The organism is Bacillus sp. MUM 13 (assembly GCF_001866725.1).
In the GTDB taxonomy this organism is placed as follows: Bacteria; Bacillota; Bacilli; order Bacillales; family DSM-1321; genus Peribacillus.
In genome coordinates, this window is record NZ_MLYQ01000016.1 from 1 (window position 1) to 19,794 (window position 19,794).

Consider the following 19,794-nt stretch of genomic DNA (forward strand, 5'->3'; position numbering starts at 1 on the left):
AGAGCAATCTGTCGTTTATCCCGTAAGCGACTTTTACATCTTACCACCAGATTCATTCCGGTGTCAACACTTTCATAAAAATATATTTTATGTCTGTGAGGTATGTTTTAGATATTATCACCCTAGCCTCTTCAAGTCAATGTTATTTACGCAATAAAATTATGTAAAATTATTACATTTTTTCACATAAATCTACAAACAGCAAAGAAAAAGCCGGGCCTCTATAGTAGAGACCCGGCGTCCTTGCAGAATTTATTTTATAGAAATAATATTTTTTTCTTCTCTATCTACTTGACCTGTTTTCTCAATCTTCACCGCCTGGCCTTCTTTCAGGTTTGTAAAGACAATAGGTGTAATGATAGAAGGAGCATTGTTTTTCACGTACTCAAGATCAACCTCTAGCAGCGGCTGTCCTTTTTTGACTTTATCTCCCTGGGAAACAAGGCCGTTGAATCCTTTTCCTTCTAATTTAACTGTATCGATACCAACGTGAATCAGTACTTCGCGTCCTCCATCAGATACAATTCCAAGAGCATGCTTGGTAGGGAATAGGTTGACAATTGTTCCATCAACCGGTGAAACGATCGTGCCTTCAGAAGGAAGAATTGCGAATCCGTCACCCATCATTTTTTCAGCGAATACCGGATCTGGAACTTCAGTAATCGGTTTGATTTCGCCTTTGATCGGAGAAACGAAAACCTCTTCCTCTCCGTCTGTTTGAAGAGCGCCTGGAACGACATCTTCAATTTGGTGTTCTACTTCTTTTTCAGGAACTGTTTCAACTGCAACAGGAGTTTTTCCGTCCATAATATCTTTCATTTGACCTTTAATGGTCTCAGAGCGAGGTCCGAAGATTGCCTGGATGTTGTTGCCGACTTCCAGGACACCAGCTGCCCCTAATTTTTTCAATCTATTTTTGTCTACTTCTTTCACGTCGTTAACAGAAACACGAAGACGTGTGATACATGCGTCCAAGTGAGCGATATTTTCTTTTCCGCCCATTGCCTGAAGGATGTCTCCAGGAAGGGTACCAGCGTTTTTGCCCGCAGGCGCTGTTTCACCTTCATCTTCTTCAGTTGCATCTTCGCGTCCTGGAGTTTTAAGATTGAACTTGCGGATTGCGAAACGGAAACCGAAGTAGTAGATAAGAGCAAATACTAAACCAACCGGAATTACAAGCCATGCGTTTGTCTGCGGGTTAAGAAGACCAAATAATACATAGTCAATTAATCCCCCGGAGAATGTCATACCGATTTTTACATTAAGCAGGTGCATAGTCATAAATGAAAGACCTGCAAATACTGCGTGAATTCCGAATAGAACCGGAGCTACGAATAAGAATGAAAATTCAAGCGGTTCTGTGATACCAGTAAGGAAAGAAGTCAGTGCCGCAGAGGCCATAAGACCGCCGACAATTTTCTTTCTTTCAGGGCGTGCTTCATGATAGATCGCAAGCGCTGCCGCTGGCAATCCGAACATCATGAATGGGAATTTACCTGCCATGAACGTTCCTGCAGTAAGGTTTTGCACACCATCTTTAATTTCGTTCATGAAGATAGCCTGATCACCTTTAACGACTTCTCCGGCATGGTTTGTATAGGTTCCAAATTCAAACCAGAAAGGCGCATAGAAAATATGATGAAGGCCGAATGGTATTAATGATCTTTCAATTAAACCGAAAATGAATGCTGATAATGTAAGGTTCGCACCAAGCATATTTTGTGAAAATGAATTTAAGCCGTGCTGTACAGGCGGCCAAATCACGATCATGATCAATCCTAATATTACCGCACTGGCAGCTGTAGCGATTGGAACAAAACGTTTTCCTGCAAAGAAGCCTAAGTAAGACGGCAATTCGATACGGAAGAATTTATTGTACATAAAGGCTGCAATAATACCGACGATAATACCGCCGAATACACCTGTGGATAAAGTTGGAATTCCAAGCACACTTGCATATTCCTGGCTTCCTTTGATGTCGCCGGGCTCAATTCCAAGAACTGTACCCATTGTTACGTTCATGATAAGGAAACCGATGATTGCTGCTAATCCCGCAACTCCGTCTCCTCCTGCCAGGCCGATCGCTACCCCTACAGCGAACAGCAAGGAAAGGTTACTGAAAATAATATTTCCCGCATTCTCCATGACTGATGCAACCATTTCAACACCATGGCTATGCAAGAAAGGAGCAATATCCAACAAAGTAGGATTTTGCAGTGCATTACCAAACGCCAGAAGAATACCGGCTGCAGGCAAGATTGCAACTGGAAGCATTAGTGCTTTACCAACCTTTTGCAGAACTCCAAATAATTTCTTGAACAAAACGCAAACCCCCTATTAAATTTTTTAATCAACTAATAAAACGGTTACATTAAAATAAAATAAACAAAAAAGCATAAGCAAAGAAAGCATGGATGTATGGCTCTGGGTCTTAATATACCCAAACGCCTGACATTCAATCGCAATCTTTACTTATGCCTGATCGAATCAGTAACACGTAAAGTTATCGGTTCGTTTATTTAATTTTCTTTTGTAAACGTTGTAGATGCATTGTTAAATATACCGCTTCGGCATCGAAGACTGGCTTTTTTAACTGCTTTTGCATGATTTTTATTAGCTTCCACGAGAGATTATAACACAGAGGGTATTCTTCTTTCAAGAGTAAAGTTATTTTTTCCGGCTCTTCTACTATCTCACCGGCAAGCACCCTGTCAATGGTAAATCTCAAATGGCGGACCAGCCTCATGTAATCTACGCTTTCTTTATTTATCAAAAACCCGAACTGGTCCTCCACAACAGAAATCAGATGGGAAACCAGCTGGGAATACTGGTTAACTTCAGATAAATTTTTGTTGGTGATGGCACTGTGTATATGCAAGGTAATGAATCCGATTTCACCTTCAGGCAGCCCAATTCCTGTCTTCTCTTCGATTAAGTCTATAACTTCTTTGGCTATTTCAAATTCAAAAGGATAAAGGGTGATGGTTTCGACTAGAAACGGATTTTTAATTTCCATGCCATTTTTTACACGGGTCAAGGCGAAAAGCAGATGATCCGTCAAGCCGACATGAATATGTTCGTTTAAGTTGCCGCGAACTTTGCTGCTGATCAATTCGAGCACTTCAATAATGGCCGCCTGCAGATTTTCATTCATCTCTGGAAGCAGCTTTTTATAGTTTTCCTGCTCTTTTTCATTTCTCAAAACGAACATTTTCTCCGCCGACTTCAGTTCGATTTCATCATTTTTCTTTCTATTGAAGCCTATACCCTTCCCTATCATCACAACTTCCCCATGATCCGGATGGGAAGCAATGACTACATTATTATTCAGCACCTTGTTAATTATAATTTCCGGCATGTTTGTTCCCTCATTTTGTCCCTTGTAGTATGAGTACATGTTAGACTATCTGCTTTAAGGAAAGCAACTATTAAAATTAGGCGCTCGCTCTAAAAGCTGTTTCTTCTTTTTTTGCAAAAAAAAGAACCCTGCCCGGCAGGATTCCTTTTTCAATGTGATCCATTCAATTATTATACCAAAAAAATGAAGTAGAGGATAAATATACAGAATAACAAAAACATTATAGGATGGACTTCTTTGATTCTTCCCTTCACAAGCATGGTGATTGGGTAGAAGACAAATCCTACAGCAATTCCTGTTGCGATGCTGTATGTCATCGGCATTGCAATGACGGTGAAAAATGCAGGAACAGCAACTTCGAATTTTTCCCAGTCAATTTTCTTGAGTGATGCTACCATCAGGACACCCACAATTATTAGCGCTGGTGCAGTAACGGCCGATGTAACCACTGAAAGCAGCGGGAAAAAGAATATGGATAAAACGAATAGCAATCCTGTAATGATTGAAGCAAACCCCGTACGCGCTCCAGCTGCAACACCAGCTGTAGACTCCACATAAGATGTCGTTGTACTTGTGCCAAGTATTGAACCGATTACGATGGAAAGAGAATCTGCAAAAAGTCCTTTTCCTACTCTTGGAAGCACATTCCCTTTCATGAGTCCTGCCTGCTGGGCAACAGCTACGAGTGTACCTGCTGTATCAAAGAAAGCAACAAACAAGAAAGTAAGGATAACAACCAGGATCTGAACGGTAAATAACTTATGTGCCGGATCCCCAAATGCCTGGAAGGCTGCTCCAAAGGTCGGCTTAAGGCTTGGCACCGCTCCAACCACCTGATGCGGAAGGTCAATTAAACCGAAAATCATCCCAACAATTGCGGTGATGACCATTCCAATAAATATACCGCTGTGAATGCCTCTAGCAAGCAAAATAACCGTTAAAATTATCCCAAATACCGCTAAAAGCGTCTGCGGGTTTGTTAAATCGCCTAATCCTACAAGTACTGAATCGTTATTAACGATGATTTTAGCATTTTGAAATCCTACAAACGTTATAAATAACCCAATCCCGGCTCCGACTGCAAATTTAAGCTCAGCCGGAATGGCATTAATGATTTTTTCCCGGATTCCCGACATCGTCAGAAGAACGAATATGACACCAGAGATGAAAACACCGGTTAAGGCAGTCTGCCAAGGGATCCCGTACGTCAGGACCACTGTGTAGGCAAAGAATGCATTCAGTCCCATACCCGGCGCCAGCGCTATCGGGTATCTGGCTATGAGGCCCATCAGCATGGTGCCGATTGCCGCAGCAAGGGCCGTTGCCACAAATACTGCTCCGTAATCCATTCTTAGGTCGGACGGGAAATCCTTTACGCTGTTCAAGGAAAGCGTCAGCGGGTTTACAACCAGAATATATGCCATGGATAAGAAGGTAGTTAAGCCTCCAAGGATCTCCCGGCGATAGCTGGTTCCCAGCTCTTCAAATTGAAAATATTTTTTCATACCTAATCTCCTCTGATTGGCACGTCGCATAAAAAAGCCCCATTCTATAACCGAACGGGGCTTGACTGTAAATGGAAATAGAAAAGGGCATAGACTTCAGCCTTTTCAATCACATCGTAGTCAAGCTGTTAACGGCAGCTCGGTAGAAACTTTTGGGCCATATCCCCAATATTATACGACGAACATATATTATTATGATTTCACCTTTATAATAACAAAACTAATTTTTTTCGTCAACTGCTAAAACGAATGTTAAACCGAATTTAGTTCCCATCATTCGTATTCAGACTTGAAGACCTCTATCCAAAAAAATTAATTAAAGTTACAGCCTTCCCTCCCGTTTCATTTTGCCTGAAACAAAACATATTTGAAAATCCGCTCATGATCCGGCTGTTCTGCAACCACCCGGTAATTTTGATGGATATACGGGATTCTAAGCCTTTCTGCAGGAACACCAGGGAATGTTCTCACCACTGCAAAGCGGACTTTCTTCTCCCTCAGATACCGATTTTGTTCATTCATATTCTCAGGAAAGATATCATAGCTGATGTTTTGCCTTTCAAAGTACTTGATAGTTGGGACAATATTCGCTTTTAGGTAAAATCCTCCGTCCAAAAAACCATAATTCAGCAGTGTGGGATGAGAGGAGGAATTCATGATTTCCGCAAAATTTTCCTGCGGACTGCGTTCCTTCACATAAAATTTGGATCCGAGGATGTTGTGATTCACAGAAAAGCAGACGGCAATCGCGAGAGCTGTAAAAAAGACATATGTTAGAAACATGTAGTCTTTATTTAACGATTGAAAAAAGGACACCCTCTTCAGCAGGCCTGCAATCGTAATTAGCCCTAATCCTGATAATGGCGTAATGATCAAAAAGTAATAATAATAATCTCTTCCTCCATAATAGACGCCAAGCAGCAAAAACAATATGATACTAAAAAGCATCAGCTTGCCAGAAGGTTGTTTAAGATACTTTTTCGTGAACATAAAATCAATAAAACCCGCCAAAGTAAGCACCAGCGCTGCCGGGTTTCTGCCAAATGCCTTGCCGATATTTATGGCACAGTGAAGCAGTTTGCCTAAAAAGCCATATTCGGAAGGGTAAGACACCATATTAAAAATAAAGTACACGGAAAATAACGAGTGCAGGGCATGATGCATACCAAAATAGCCAATCCATGGAACCGAGGCAATGACGAGTCCGGAAGCTGTATATACAACTGCCTGGATTAATTCTTTCCACTTCCCTTTATAAATGCAGATGACAGCAATCACCAGATAAAAGCCGATCCATGCTCCAAGGAGTGTATATTTCGTCCACAGCACAGCACCAATTGATAATCCATTCACCAGATAAAAGCCTGTTGAAAAAGTCTCTCGTTTTAACCTGAAATGCTTCAGCACCGAGTAGAGAAGCAATAATAAAAAGGGGATGCAGAATTCCTCAGCACTGTCACCGGATAAGAAGGCATTCTCGTTCAGGATGAGTGCCGGGAACAACACAGCAATGATAGCTGAGGTTCTTTTGCCGGCATACAAGGATGAAAGTTTAAACATAAGCACCATGCTGAAAAACAAAAAGATGCACTCCAGCATATACACCCCAGTAAAGCTTGTATTTGAAATAAAGTACGCAATTTCGTGATAAAAATAAAGCAGCGGTCCTTTTTGCTCAAATAAATCTCTGTATGGAACTAAACCATTGGCCATTCCTTTTCCCATTGTAAAAAAAGCATTCGAGTCCACCCAGGGATTAAAGGAAAAAAGCGGAGAGGTCTTGGTGAAAAATAACATAATGCTACATGCATAAACAAAAAACAAGCTGCTCCGGATCGCAGGCACATATCCTTCCGCTTTTTGTTTATCAAGAATTTCATGCAGTTTTTGGACGAACATAATCTGTCTTCTCTCCTCCATTTTAACTTTTCCGATCTGCCTTAGGCTTCCCAGCAGCAGATTTGCTGATTCTATCATATACTTTTTGGGATGTTATTCAATTAAATAATTCTTTTATTTTTATCGTTTCTATCTCGGTTTCAAACTAAAAATGGAGCACCCCATTTATTGGGGCGCTCCATTTTTAAGATGATTCTGCTTGAATGGTAATGCAGGCAGCTGCTTTGTGGAAGCTTACCTTATTCCCACTCAATCGTCGCAGGCGGCTTGCTCGTAATATCATACACAACCCTGTTTACGTGCGGAACTTCATTGACAATCCTAGTTGAGATAATTTCAAGAACGTCCCACGGTATCCTTGCCCAGTCAGAGGTCATTCCGTCAATGGAAGTGACAGCCCTGATGCCGATTGTATAGTCATAGGTACGGGCATCCCCCATTACTCCGACACTGCGGATATCAGGAAGCACGGTAAAGTACTGCCAGATTTCCCGCTCAAGTCCAGCCTTTTTAACTTCTTCCCGAAGGATGAAGTCTGATTCACGCACAATCTCAAGCTTGTCCTCAGAAATTGCGCCAAGAACGCGGATCCCAAGTCCCGGACCCGGGAAAGGCTGGCGCCAGACTACCTCATCAGATATGCCAAGCTCCGTTCCCAGCGCGCGCACCTCATCCTTAAACAGGGTGTTCAGCGGCTCGATCAGCTTAAATTGCATATCCTCAGGCAGACCGCCTACATTATGGTGGGACTTGATGGTTTGAGCTGTTGCCGTCCCGCTTTCGATGATATCCGTATAAAGAGTGCCCTGCGCAAGAAACTCGATTCCCTCAAGTTTTGTTGCTTCATCGTCGAATACATAGATGAATTCATTGCCGATGATTTTACGCTTCTTCTCAGGATCTGATACACCTTCAAGCTTGCTCATGAAACGGTCGCGCGCATCCACTTTGATGACATTCATATGGAACCCTTCGCTGAAGGTCTTCATTACACTTTCTGCTTCGCCTTTACGGAGAAGGCCGTGATCAACAAAAATACACGTTAATTGATCGCCGATTGCCTTGTGGATTAGTACAGCAACGACCGAAGAATCCACACCGCCGCTCAATGCACATAATACCTTTTTATCTCCGACCGCCTGGCGGATTTTTTCTGTTTCAATTTCAATAAAGTTTTCCATGGACCAAACGCCTTCACAGCCGCAAACTTCGAAAACGAAATTTTTGAGAATTTCATTTCCATGTACAGAATGGCGGACCTCAGGATGAAACTGAACAGCATATAGCTTTCTTGCTTCATCACTCATTGCAGCAATCGGGCAGGAAGCATTGATTCCATCAACCGTAAAGCCTTCTGGAGTTTCCACAACTAAATCTCCATGGCTCATCCACACAATTTGTTCCTCAGGAAGACCCTTGTATAAAGCAGACTGATTTTGGAGTTTAAGTACGGCTTTTCCATATTCACGGTTTTTAGCACGTTCTACCTTGCCGCCAAAGTGCTTGGTCATCAGCTGCATGCCATAGCATATTCCTAGGATGGGAAGGCCAAGATCAAAGATCCTCTCATCACACCCAAAAGCGGAAGCATCATATACACTGTTCGGGCCTCCTGAGAAAACAATCCCCGACGGATTCATTTCTTTGATTTCCTCAAGTGTAATGGTATGCGGATGCAACTCGCTGTATACTCCCATTTCACGTATACGGCGTGTAATTAACTGATTGTACTGGCTGCCAAAATCTAATACTACGATCATTTCCTGCTGCTGCAATTCTTTTTTACCCGGCACAGTCGTCACCTCAATTGATGTATTTCACATTTTAAAAACAGGTCTTTCTTCTTTAAAATGTGCTGAAATAAATAAAAAAACAGAATTCTGCCTTCGTAAAATTATACAAAGGCAGAATCCTGTCATGATATATCAAAGATCCTGCCTTCATAGTCAAATCATTTACGGTGATTTGGTAGAAACTTTCGAACCATATTATCGAGGATATACGAAGGACACTATTAAATTTTATTACTATAATTTTAATACAATTGTACGAGTTCATTGTAACAAGGGAACAAAAAGCTGGTCAAGAGGCAGTTTCTTTAATTAATTTTTCCCATAATTCTTGATATTCTTCAAAGTCACCGGCATCGCTGTCACCCCTGTAGGCAAGCTTCTCATATCTTTCTGTCATAATCTTCATGGCTTCTGTACCATATACAAAATCAACATACGCGGCGTATTCCCTCAATGTTTGTCCAGCCGGCCTCTTCATCCCTGACCTGTCCAGCTGCTTAAGCAGCACATGATACGCCTGTGCAAACGTTTCGCCGCCTGCCTTCCTTCTGTATACAAAAATGAGAAGATGCGGCAGCCATTTCCTCCATGTCAGCACAGCAATCACTGCAAAGAACAAAACAATTGCAGCAGCGGCCCATGCAATTTTGCTATTATTCTTCAGCCAGCTTTCTTTTTGAACAGCAGTCTTTGAAGGGCTATCCTCCCGCAGGAGATCCTGCTTCGGCGGTGTCTTTTGTGCAGCCTTCGCTTTTGTTTGAGGAGTAACCACCTGCTTATCATTTTGGGTTTTCAGTACAGCAGAGTCAAAAAAAGACGCGCTTGAGGAAAAGCCCTTGGTCGGTTCAAAAGGCACCCAGCCGCTTCCGGGGAAAAATACTTCCACCCATGAATGAGCATTATCATTTGTTACCTTATACTGAGATTTCCCTTTATATTGCACCATCGTTCCTTCCGTATATCCTTTTACCCATCTTGCTTCAATACCGATCGAGCGCACCATGACGGCCATGGCTGTGGAAAAATTATCACAATATCCCCTCTTTGTTTCAAAAAGGAATTGTTCCGCATAATCCTGATTTTCAGACGGGTACGGGATATTTTGCTTGTCATACGTAAACTCCGGGCCGTCAAAATAGTCCTCAATGGCTTTCACCTTGTCATAAAGATTTGTTTTATCTTTGGTAATCGAAATGGCCAGGTCTCTGATTTTTTCCGGCAAGCTATCCGGAAGCTGCAATTCATCCGTATACAGTTCTGCAGGATTTACAGCCATTCTCAGCATTTTAATGTCATACTCACGCGGAACGTATTCCACATCGTAATTATCCAGGTAAAGTTTTTCACCCTTCTCATTTATGGCCTCCACACGGTCTTCACTATCATCATGGCGGTATAACACTCCATCCGGTGCGTTCACTTTTAATAATTGGCTGGCTTCCGGCATCAGGATATGTTCGTGTGTTTCTTTAACCGATAAGCGGACTCGCTCGACTTTGTCTTTATTGCCGGGAAACGATATTACCTTGTTATTTGCGAACATTGAAACATGCCTAGGTATTTTTTGATTTATCCAGCCCTTGCCTGTATAAAATGATTTATTTTCAACCTTCCAATAATGGCTGCTTTTAGCATCGTTGTAAAAAACAACTGAATCATCCTCTTTGACCGTTCCTCCAAGCCGGGAGTCGTTTTTTCCGTATCCCACTTTATGCGGCCCTCCTGACCCGTCCACTCCTGCCTTATTGGAATGAGAAACAATGAATGGCACAGGATCCGGCCATTGGGGCTTGAATTTCGGAAGGGCAAAGCCCATGTATGCGCTTATTGCAACCATGGCCGCAATCGCGGCTGTCCACCTTTTGACGGATGCCGGTGACAGTCTTAGTTTTTCTACTCTTGTCAGACGGACAAGCCTGAGCAGCCCGATCATGACAAAGCCAATGATGATTAAGAGTACAATGCTATTTTTCGCATCATATGGAGTAAAGGTATCGGCTACAGCCAAAAAGACAATTGTGACAAAGAAAAACAGAAAGATGCTATTTCTCGCCATAACCCAATAATGAATTAAATAAGTGACCAGCCAAAGCAGAATGAACAATAGAAATGTCCTGAATGGGTCACTCAGCATCTGCCAGTCTGCCTGAAAAACAATTGTGAGGCTTCTGTAAAATTCTGTGATATACCCAAAAACCCAGCTTGGATCAAAAAATGGGACATTGGAATAAAAATAATGCAGAGCAGCAGCAATATAAGCAATCAGGATAGTAAACCTCAGAAGAATATGCGTCTTGAAGTAGTGAAGCAAAAGAGAAAGCCCTGCGAAAAGAATGAAAATCGAAATATTGTCGGTATTCGTAAGCTCATCGACAGGCCTCAGCCATTCCCATAAAAGCAGGATGCCAAAAGCATATAACAGTAAATGCGTAAAGTTTTCGAGCCGGCTATTATGCCTCATTGTGCAATCACCCCGGATAACCCTTCTTCCAAATGGCTGTGTTCCATAAAGCTTACTTTGATACCTCTTTTAAATGCAGCGTGACGAAGCCTATTTTCATATTCTGTTATAAAAGGATCTTTCTTCAGGCAAAAGACTGCTGCAGCCATGTTCCTTTTATAGGATTCCAGTAATTCAATGGACGCATCCGTAAGATCGGACGTGATATAAACCAAAACAGCATTCGGAGGCAGCATCGCTTTATTCATATCAAAAACCCGGACTGATGAAGCAGATTGGCCTCCTTCAGCCTTTGCCAGCTGATAGAGGATTTTCTGCCGCTGAATGTCTCCTCCCCTGACAGGCAAGATAATCTCTTCATTCGTTCCAAGAAAACCAATTTGGATGCCTTTTTTAAGGACTGAATGGGCAAAAGAAGCTGTAAACGATACTAATTCTTCAAAGAAATCGGACGGCCCTTCATCCAGGATAATGAATAAATCATGATTTTTTTGCTCTTCAAATTCTTTTGTCATAATTTTATTCGTCCTTGCGGTGGCTTTCCAGTTAATCCAGGAAAGCTGGTCACCCTGCTGATATTCGCGGATTCCGCTTACTACCGAATTTTCCCTTTGGAGCTTTTTTGTTGTCCCTGCCAGACCCTGGTCAAAGAAGTTTTCAAGCTGCCTGTACGGAAGATCGTAATAGGCTGGCAGCGCAAGAAGCTTCTGGCGGAGTTCGAAGGATTCCTCCTTTTCAAAAAACCCGAAAATATCCCCGGTCCGGACCCGGATTTCCTGAAGATGATACTCTCCCCTGATCATATTTTCAAAAGAATAATAAAGGGTGATTTCCTTTTTGAAAAGAGGAAAAACAATGGCTTTCGCGCTCTGTCCGCCTGCAGAAAGCTTACACGGCAGCATCTCCTCTACTAATAAATAACATAAAGGAAAGCGGCTCCTGCGGGTAATTTTGATGCTGATCTCTATATTTTCGCCGGCTATGCATTCTGCTCTGCTTACGAGTCTTTCCGCCTTGAAATCCTTCATAGGATAGAAAAACAGGATAATCGGGTAAACCGCAAACGGAAGAAACGTATAAAAAAGGAACCAGCTGACAAAGCCTCCCTGAAACATAGCGAAAGCAAAGGATGCCGCAGCAATGAGTATGAGACTCGGTAGTTTCATATAAAAACCCAATCTTCGCAGTATTTTTCTCATGGAAGCTACACAAACCTTTTTACTGGCACCGGAACAATTCTGACAATCTCTTTCATGATGCCTTCAGAGCTTTTCCCTTCATATCTCGCCTCCGGTTTTAAGATAATGCGGTGGGCAAATACATTAGGGGCTAGATATTGTACATCATCCGGAAGGACATAATCCCTGCCCTGAAGCAAGGCGTACGCCTGGGAAGCTTTCATCAATGCGATTGAACCCCTCGGGCTTGCCCCAAGATAAACACTATGATGGCTCCTTGTTTTTGCGGCCAGCTCTACGATATATCTTTTGATTGTTTCATCAATATGCACTGCCTTTGCCTCATTCTGCAGCTCACGCAGCTCTTCAAGCGTAATGGCTGGCTCCAGCTCTTCAATGGGCGGCACATATTGGACGCGGTTAAGGACCTCGACTTCATCCTCAGCGCTCGGATATCCCATTTTCAGTTTTAAAAGAAAACGATCCAGCTGGGCTTCAGGAAGCGGATATGTACCCTCGTACTCAATCGGGTTTTGGGTAGCCATGACAAAAAAGGGTTTCTCGAGCTTTCTTGTTTCTCCGTCTATTGTCACACTGGCCTCTTCCATCGCTTCCAATAAGGCTGATTGTGTTTTAGGCGAAGTCCGGTTGATTTCATCTGCCAAAATGATATTTCCCATGATTGGGCCTGCACGAAAAATGAATTCCTGTTCTTTCGGGTTGAATATCGAAACTCCTGTCACATCGGACGGAAGCAGGTCAGGAGTAAATTGGATTCGTTTGAAGCTTGCCGAAATTGAACGGGCAAGGGCCCGGACCATCATCGTTTTCCCCACGCCAGGCACATCCTCCAATAAAACATGGCCGTCAGCAAGCAGGGCAACCAGGCTAAGCTCTGCAATTTCTCTTTTTCCGATAATTACTTTTTCAATGTTGCGGAGCACCTTCTCAAGCTTAGAATGATACTGTGTATATGCCATACGTTCCCTCCTGTGGAAGCCATAGAAATTAAAATGCTAAACTGTTATCCTATTCGACTCCAAAACACAAAATCCCTTTTTTTACCTTTAATTCCGCTCGCATTTCAATCGATGTGACGAAAAAAATCTTCCTGTTAAGAGGAAGATTTTTTCATTAGTGCTTAATGCTTCAGCTGCAGGTGCCCTCTCAATACCGAAGACACCTCATCCCTTTCTCTAGGGGAGACGATCTGATAATCCAGGCCTTCTATTTTTTGTGTTTCTCCGTGCAATTGAAGTTCTTCTATAGAACGGGCCGCGTCTTTATAGTTTTTCTGAATCTCAAGCATTTCGTTTAATGTCAGGTTTGTTTTTATATTTCCTTTAATGGCATTCATGATTTCGTCATAATGTGTAAGGGTATGAACCTTGGTTCCTTCGCTAACGATTGCTTTGATGACTTTTCTTTGGCGAAGCTGACGCCCAAAATCTCCGCGCGGGTCCTCATGGCGCATTCTTGTATAAATAAGGGCATCATACCCTGATAAGTAAATGGTTCCTTTGGCAAAATGCACGCCCTTGTACGTAAATTCAAAATCATTGCTGACCGTGACCCCGCCTACGGAGTCTACAATATCCTTGAATCCCTGCATATTTACCTGCACATAGTAATCGATTGGAATGTCGAGCAGGTTTTCCACGGAATCTATGGTCATCTGAATGCCTCCAAAAGCATAAGCATGGTTAATTTTATCCACCGTATGATGCCCTATAATTTCCGTTCGTGTATCTCTGGGAATACTCAGCATTTTCGTGGTGTTTTTTTCAGGATTTACCGTAATGACTAGCAAAGAATCGGATCTCCCTGTATCTCCTTTTCGTTCATCCACTCCGGCTAAAAGAACAGAGAATGGATGCTTTTCATTAACATCCACTTTCCCCTTGCGCTTATCGCTTTGTTTAATGGACTTATGAATGGCTTTTGTTGTGCTGCCCACTTCTGAATATACCTTTACTCCGAGGCATAACGCGGCAGCTGCCATACATGCCGCCAGGAACAAAAAGACTCTTTTTATTCTTAATTTGCTTTTCTTTTTTCTTCTCATATTTTTATTTTTCCTTTACTGTGATGGATGCTGCACTCATGAAGGAAGGAACACTGCAGATACAGTGTTCCTCCGTGGCATATTAACAGAAATCAGAAGGGACTCAGATGGCGCGCGATATTCTTTTCTGCTGATAGGTTTTATATTCGTGCATATTTCCCAAATTCACCACTTGAATCTTTTCAAACTCAGCAGCATTTATACAATTCCTCGTATCAAGGATCACTTTTTGTGCCATACTTCCCGCAAGCTTGTCATAGTCCATGCCTTTAAACTCGCTATGGTCGGTTAAAATCAGCAGAAGATGCGCATCCTTTACTGCGTTTTCTGCCGACACAACAGGCATTTTACTCGGCTGCACATGCGGATCATGGAAAGAGACTTCTATATTTCCCTCACTCATCAATTTGTTGACAACTTCTATAGCCGGACTTTCTCTCAGATCATCCACATCCGCTTTATAAGGAAGGCCGAATACCGCAACCTTTGGATATCGAATATCCCCAAGCAGCATTTTTACCCGGTCGACAATATAGTCCGGCATAGAGACATTAGTTTCACGCGCAAGCTGAATGATCTTAGCAAGCTCAGGTGATTTGGCAACGATGAAATAAGGATCAACAGCCAGACAATGTCCGCCTACTCCAGGCCCAGGGTGATGAAGATTCACACGCGGATGCTTGTTGGCCATTGAAATAACATCAAGTACATTAATATCAAGGTCGAAGCAAACTTTCGCTAATTCATTCGAAAGAGCAATATTCACATCACGGAACGTATTTTCCATTAATTTAGACATTTCAGCTGTTTTGGCATCTGTACGGATAATTTCGCCCTTCACAAATGTTTCGTAAACCTTGGCCCCTGCTTCTGCACAGGCTTCCGTCATGCCGCCCACAATCCGGTTATTGTAGACAAGCTCATGAAAGATTTGCCCCGGAAGAACACGTTCAGGACAATGAACCAAGAATACATCTTGTCCCACTTTAAAGCCGGCTTTTTCTACAATCGGTTTTACATAGTCATCCATGCTGCGGGGAGCAATCGTGGATTCTATAATAATCACATTTCCTTTTTTAACATATGGCAGCACTCGCTCTGTTGCCTGAAGGACATAGGTCAGATCACATGATTTATGTTCGTCCTTTTTATTAGGAGTCGGGACGGCAATTAAGAATACATCCGCAGCTTCCGGTTCAAGAGAGGCATGGAACCTGCCGTTTTCCGACACTTCCTGAAGAAGCTCATAAAGCCCAGGCTCTTCAATATGAAGATGTCCGTTATTCAGTTTATTTACGATTTCAGGAAAAACATCAACACCTACTACCTCTGCACCGTGTTTCGCAAACATTACTGATGTAGGCAAACCAATATATCCTAATCCCATTGTACATAATTTCATAATCTGACAGCTCCTGTTCAATTATATTTTAGAAAACTTGTTTTCTCTAAAAATGTTCAGCTTAGGCTCATGCTGTTTCGTAAATTTCGATGAATATCTCTTTTTCCTTCAGCCAATTATAATTGTGCCGTGCTTCCAGACAATTGCTGCTCATAGCCTCTCTTTCCATGGGGTGCTCCAGGAGATAATTGACTCCCTCTGCAATAGAGGCAGGTTCATGAGAATCCACACAAACTCCGATATTTTCCTGCTCTACTACTTTTTGAATCTCCGGAAAACTGCATGCAACGACAGGTACTCCGCTCATCATATACTCAAATAATTTATTGGATGAGGCAGAATAGTGATTAAAGCACACATTATTCAGCACCTGAAAACCTAAGTAGGCGTTTCTTGTGTAGTGAAGCAGTTCATCCACCGGAACCTTCGGGATGAATTTCACTCTGTCTCCAAGATTTCTTTCATGAACCATATTCTCAAGCAGCGGCTTGATTCTGCCATCTCCGATAAAAACAACGGTGCCGCGTTTCATCAGCGGAACTGCCTCGATGATTTTTTCCAGCCCCCTGCCAGTTTGAATGCCTCCCTGATATAACAGAATGGGTTCTTCCCTCGGCAGCCCCAGCATATCGTGAAGGTTTACCGATGAACTTTGTTCCGGCTTCTGCGGTATTGGGTAGTTATGCACCACATTCGGATAGATGCCATATAATTCTTCATTGTATTTCGCCCTTGTATGGTTTTCCGCAATCATTTCATCCACAAAGCCCAGCAGGAATTTTTCCATGATGCCATACATTTTGCTGTTATAGCCGGTCCTGCTCGTCTGTACTTCATGCGAATCATAAATCAGCTTTCTCCGGCGAAACAGCTTGGCACTCAGCACACCCTGCATCAGGGTATTTAAATCATTGCTGTGGTAATAATCAAATTTCTGTTTTCTTCCTTCCCTGACCATCTGGGTGAATATATGGGCTCGTACCATCATGGTTGGAAGCTTGGTTTTTGTCATAATAAATGCTGCAAGTGCCGCAATAAGAATCACGCTTGTGCATAAGGCCGCTTGAAGCAGAGTCGTTATGACCCGGAGGCTTGCAAGGATATTCAGGATAAGCAGAAAGAGTACAAGCAACTCAATCTTTCTTTTTTTCAGCTGGCGGAAACCCCTGAGCACCTTATTTAATGCTGTGCTTCTGTTATTGACACGAATGACGCGAAACCCGTTTTTATGCTGTTCACGCTTCGGCAGCACCTCATTTTTCCAGTCATGAATGGCTACGAGGCTCACGTCATACCCTGATTCGGACAATGCCGAGCATGACCGCAGGACCCTTGCATCATTCGTGAAATGGTTCCAAACGAACATACATACCTTTTTAGACATGATTTTCCTCCAAGTTAAGCTTCTAAGATATTCAGCAAGCCTTGTATATTTTGATTCCACTGAAAATGCTGTTTGGCATATTGATAGCCATTCTCCCCATATGCCTTGCGGAGCTGCTTATTTTCCGCAAGTGTAAGGATATGCCGGCAAATTTGTTCAACATTTCTTTCCTCTGCAACAAGCCCGCATTGCGCTTCTCCGATAATTTCCTGTGCCCGCCCTGCCACATCACCCACAATCGGTTTCCCAACGCACATATAATCAATGATTTTGCCGGGAAGCACTTTATGAAACACATCCTTCTCCACAAGACTTACATAAGCGATATGAGAGGAGGATATTTCCTGAAGGGTCACCCTCCGATTTCTCGCATCAATCAGCTTGATATTCCGGAGACCTTTTTTTAATATAGCTTCCTCAATCTCTTTCTTTCTGAATCCGTATCCGATGATCGTAAATTCTATAAAGATATGTGTCTTGAGTTTTTCTGCCACTTCTATCAGCTTGCTGACATCCTGGGCAAGCCCGATGTTACCTGTATAAATTACCTTAATTCTTTTTTCTGACAGGGGCGGAAGGGTTTTTCTAATGTCGATCTCTTCAGCTGTTAAAGAGTTCGGGATGAATTGTATGTTGTCATCGCCTACACCCTTTGACACGATATATTCACGGAATCCCGGACTGTTGATGATAATTTTGTCGCTATGCTGAAAAAGCATCTTCTCGAACAAATAGGCAATTTTTAAAATTCGCTTATTCGCAAAAACGCCTACTCCGATAAGCGACTCCGGCCATAAATCTCTTACATCTGTGATGAGGGAAGCCTTCATTTTCTTCTTTGCGATCATTCCAGCCACACTCGGGAAGATGGGAGGTGTGGATACAAACACGTAATCATACTTTTTCTTAAGGGTCATAACCTTCCAAATAAATAGAATCATGGTTTCCATATAATGAAAAAGGCGATTCCACTTGCTGCTCGTGTAGCTTTTGATCTTCCCCGGCTGAAGCCTTACAATATCTTTTTCTATGTCCTTTTCATCCCAAAACTGTTCATCCTGATATAGATTTTGATTCGGATAGCTCGGCTTCATGGTCAAAACGGTCACATCATAGCCATTCTGCTTCAGGTTAAGATAGACATTTTTCAGCCTATTGCCCGCACTGCCTATTTCGGGGTAAAAATTCTGGACAATCATCAGCACACTTTTCATTTGCTCAAATCACCCAATCTCCATTTGGATTAATCATGTTCTGGTTTTTATTATAAAATCAGAATATTGAGAGCATATGAATGTAAAATAAAGATTTCACTAGAGTTGTTAACGGATTGTTGGGGTTATTAACGGATAATTAAGATATCGGGGTTCTCGTAAAGTTTGTGTGTAGATTGGTGCAAAGAGCTAATCCTGCCATCCTGTTCTTATATAATGAAGCCAATCCAAGCTTCCTCTGGTATTCGTCTCGAGGCAGTTTGCGGGGAATTTACGAAAAGGCAGTAACGATAATACATACATATCATGAGAGAGAGGGTTCAGCTATGAAAAAGCTAAAAGTTATGACTATATTCGGCACACGGCCAGAAGCAATAAAAATGGCTCCTTTAGTTTTAGAAATGCAAAAGTATCCGGAAATCGAAACCATTGTCACGGTTACTGCCCAGCACCGGGACATGCTTGACGGAGTTTTGAAGTTTTTCGGAATTTCTCCGGATTATGATTTAAATATTATGCAAAACCAGCAAACATTAATGGATATAACAACACGGGGACTAACTAAGCTGAATGGAGTTTTAGAAGAGGCAAAGCCGGATATTGTCCTTGTTCACGGAGACACTGCGACGACCTTCATCGCAAGTCTTGCTGCATTTTATCACAAAATCCCTGTTGGCCATGTGGAGGCAGGACTCCGCACCGGAAATAAGCTTTCTCCTTATCCCGAGGAAATGAACCGCCAGCTCACAGGGATACTGGCTGATTTCCACTTTGCACCAACACGGCGTGCGGCCGATAATCTTCTAGCGGAAAATAAACCGGAAGCAAGCATCCGCATTGTTGGCAATACCGCTATCGATGCACTGAAATACACGGTACAGGAAAATTATAAGCACCCGATCCTTGAAGGACTGGGAAATGACCGGCTCCTTCTTATGACGGCGCACCGCCGCGAAAATATAGGGAAACCGATGGAAAACATATTCCGCGCCGCAAAGCGTCTCGCAGAAGCCTATCCCGATGTTCAAGTTGTTTATCCTGTACATAAAAATCCGATTGTACGCAAGATTGCTGCTGATATTCTCGGTAAATTGGACAGGGTTCATTTAATAGAACCATTAGAAGTCATTGACTTTCACAATTTTGCAGCACGGGCGCATTTGATTATGACAGATTCCGGGGGCATACAAGAGGAAGCCCCGTCACTGGGCGTTCCTGTGCTGGTTCTACGCGATACGACTGAACGCCCGGAAGGAATTGATGCAGGAACACTGCTGATGGCAGGGACTGAGGAAAACCAGATTTTCTCGCTTGCCAGTGAATTGCTTCAAAACAGAGAAAAACACGATGCAATGGCTAAAATCTCGAATCCCTACGGAGACGGTTTCGCTTCCCGAAGGATTTCTGAAATTCTGCTGAAGGAACTAAAACGGCCAGAAGCTGGTGTTCTGACTTTTTAACAGAAAAAAAGGGGTGGAGTTTTTACAATAGTAGTTCAAGTTTTAAGGTAGAAAAATTGAAATAGCACAACAATC

The 19,794-nt window shown here is 42.5% G+C and carries 13 protein-coding genes and 2 riboswitches; of the genes, 1 reads left to right on the forward strand and 12 read right to left on the reverse strand.

Annotated elements, in window-relative coordinates; all coding sequences use genetic code 11:
* Nucleotides 1-252 precede the first annotated feature (252 nt).
* The 12 genes from ptsG to BIV59_RS05435 form a co-directional block, all read right to left on the reverse strand.
* Nucleotides 253-2,322 carry a glucose-specific PTS transporter subunit IIBC gene (ptsG, locus tag BIV59_RS05380; protein WP_071350435.1) on the reverse strand — a complete coding sequence of 690 codons (2,070 nt, stop codon included), beginning with the start codon at nt 2,320-2,322 and terminating at the stop codon, nt 253-255.
* Nucleotides 2,323-2,515: 193 nt separating this feature from the next.
* Nucleotides 2,516-3,358 (reverse strand): glucose PTS transporter transcription antiterminator GlcT, encoded by an 843-nt coding sequence (glcT, locus tag BIV59_RS05385; RefSeq protein WP_071350436.1) that lies wholly within the window; start codon nt 3,356-3,358, stop codon nt 2,516-2,518.
* Between the two features lie 170 nt (nt 3,359-3,528).
* Nucleotides 3,529-4,863: an NCS2 family permease gene (locus BIV59_RS05390; protein ID WP_071350437.1), complete on the reverse strand. Its 1,335-nt coding sequence runs from the start codon at nt 4,861-4,863 to the stop codon at nt 3,529-3,531.
* Between the two features lie 97 nt (nt 4,864-4,960).
* Nucleotides 4,961-5,062, reverse strand: a riboswitch (purine riboswitch).
* A 143-nt stretch (nt 5,063-5,205) separates the two neighbouring features.
* The gene (locus BIV59_RS05395; RefSeq protein WP_240501856.1) at nt 5,206-6,762 is read right to left on the reverse strand and encodes a hypothetical protein; all 1,557 of its coding nucleotides are present in this window, start codon (nt 6,760-6,762) and stop codon (nt 5,206-5,208) included.
* A gap of 239 nt (nt 6,763-7,001) precedes the next feature.
* Nucleotides 7,002-8,522 (reverse strand): glutamine-hydrolyzing GMP synthase, encoded by a 1,521-nt coding sequence (guaA, locus tag BIV59_RS05400; protein ID WP_170846090.1) that lies wholly within the window; start codon nt 8,520-8,522, stop codon nt 7,002-7,004.
* A gap of 163 nt (nt 8,523-8,685) precedes the next feature.
* Nucleotides 8,686-8,787, reverse strand: a riboswitch (purine riboswitch).
* A 57-nt stretch (nt 8,788-8,844) separates the two neighbouring features.
* On the reverse strand, nt 8,845-11,016 hold the full coding sequence (locus BIV59_RS05405; protein WP_071350439.1) for a transglutaminase domain-containing protein: 2,172 nt from the start codon (nt 11,014-11,016) through the stop codon (nt 8,845-8,847).
* Complete coding sequence (locus BIV59_RS05410; RefSeq protein WP_170846089.1) at nt 11,013-12,182, reverse strand: DUF58 domain-containing protein; 1,170 nt, start codon at nt 12,180-12,182, stop codon at nt 11,013-11,015. Before BIV59_RS05410 ends, BIV59_RS05405 begins: the two co-directional genes overlap by 4 nt.
* A gap of 38 nt (nt 12,183-12,220) precedes the next feature.
* The gene (locus tag BIV59_RS05415) at nt 12,221-13,174 is read right to left on the reverse strand and encodes an AAA family ATPase (RefSeq protein WP_071350441.1); all 954 of its coding nucleotides are present in this window, start codon (nt 13,172-13,174) and stop codon (nt 12,221-12,223) included.
* Between the two features lie 161 nt (nt 13,175-13,335).
* Nucleotides 13,336-14,259, reverse strand: a complete 924-nt coding sequence (locus tag BIV59_RS05420) for an LCP family glycopolymer transferase (RefSeq protein ID WP_071350442.1) — start codon at nt 14,257-14,259, stop codon at nt 13,336-13,338.
* Nucleotides 14,260-14,362: 103 nt separating this feature from the next.
* On the reverse strand, nt 14,363-15,661 hold the full coding sequence (locus tag BIV59_RS05425) for a nucleotide sugar dehydrogenase (RefSeq protein WP_071350443.1): 1,299 nt from the start codon (nt 15,659-15,661) through the stop codon (nt 14,363-14,365).
* A 67-nt stretch (nt 15,662-15,728) separates the two neighbouring features.
* Entirely contained in the window at nt 15,729-17,048 is a 1,320-nt protein-coding gene (locus BIV59_RS05430) for a glycosyltransferase (protein ID WP_139194314.1), read from the reverse strand.
* An 11-nt stretch (nt 17,049-17,059) separates the two neighbouring features.
* Nucleotides 17,060-18,259 (reverse strand): glycosyltransferase family 4 protein, encoded by a 1,200-nt coding sequence (locus BIV59_RS05435; RefSeq protein ID WP_071350445.1) that lies wholly within the window; start codon nt 18,257-18,259, stop codon nt 17,060-17,062.
* A gap of 326 nt (nt 18,260-18,585) precedes the next feature.
* Between BIV59_RS05435 and wecB the strand changes: the two genes are divergently transcribed.
* On the forward strand, nt 18,586-19,719 hold the full coding sequence (gene wecB, locus BIV59_RS05440) for a non-hydrolyzing UDP-N-acetylglucosamine 2-epimerase (protein ID WP_071350446.1): 1,134 nt from the start codon (nt 18,586-18,588) through the stop codon (nt 19,717-19,719).
* Nucleotides 19,720-19,794: the final 75 nt, after the last annotated feature.

Excerpts from the sequence above, each read along its gene's own strand:
- BIV59_RS05390 (WP_071350437.1), bottom strand. The coding sequence starts at position 4,863 with ATGAAAAAATATTTTCAATTTGAAGAGCTGGGAACCAGCTATCGCCGG.
- BIV59_RS05405 (WP_071350439.1), bottom strand. The coding sequence starts at position 11,016 with ATGAGGCATAATAGCCGGCTCGAAAACTTTACGCATTTACTGTTATAT.
- BIV59_RS05395 (WP_240501856.1), bottom strand. The coding sequence starts at position 6,762 with ATGTTCGTCCAAAAACTGCATGAAATTCTTGATAAACAAAAAGCGGAA.
- BIV59_RS05435 (WP_071350445.1), bottom strand. The coding sequence starts at position 18,259 with ATGAAAAGTGTGCTGATGATTGTCCAGAATTTTTACCCCGAAATAGGC.
- guaA (WP_170846090.1), bottom strand. The coding sequence starts at position 8,522 with ATGATCGTAGTATTAGATTTTGGCAGCCAGTACAATCAGTTAATTACA.
- BIV59_RS05420 (WP_071350442.1), bottom strand. The coding sequence starts at position 14,259 with ATGAGAAGAAAAAAGAAAAGCAAATTAAGAATAAAAAGAGTCTTTTTG.
- BIV59_RS05415 (WP_071350441.1), bottom strand. The coding sequence starts at position 13,174 with ATGGCATATACACAGTATCATTCTAAGCTTGAGAAGGTGCTCCGCAAC.
- BIV59_RS05410 (WP_170846089.1), bottom strand. The coding sequence starts at position 12,182 with ATGAAACTACCGAGTCTCATACTCATTGCTGCGGCATCCTTTGCTTTC.
- wecB (WP_071350446.1), top strand. The coding sequence starts at position 18,586 with ATGAAAAAGCTAAAAGTTATGACTATATTCGGCACACGGCCAGAAGCA.
- glcT (WP_071350436.1), bottom strand. The coding sequence starts at position 3,358 with ATGCCGGAAATTATAATTAACAAGGTGCTGAATAATAATGTAGTCATT.
- BIV59_RS05425 (WP_071350443.1), bottom strand. The coding sequence starts at position 15,661 with ATGAAATTATGTACAATGGGATTAGGATATATTGGTTTGCCTACATCA.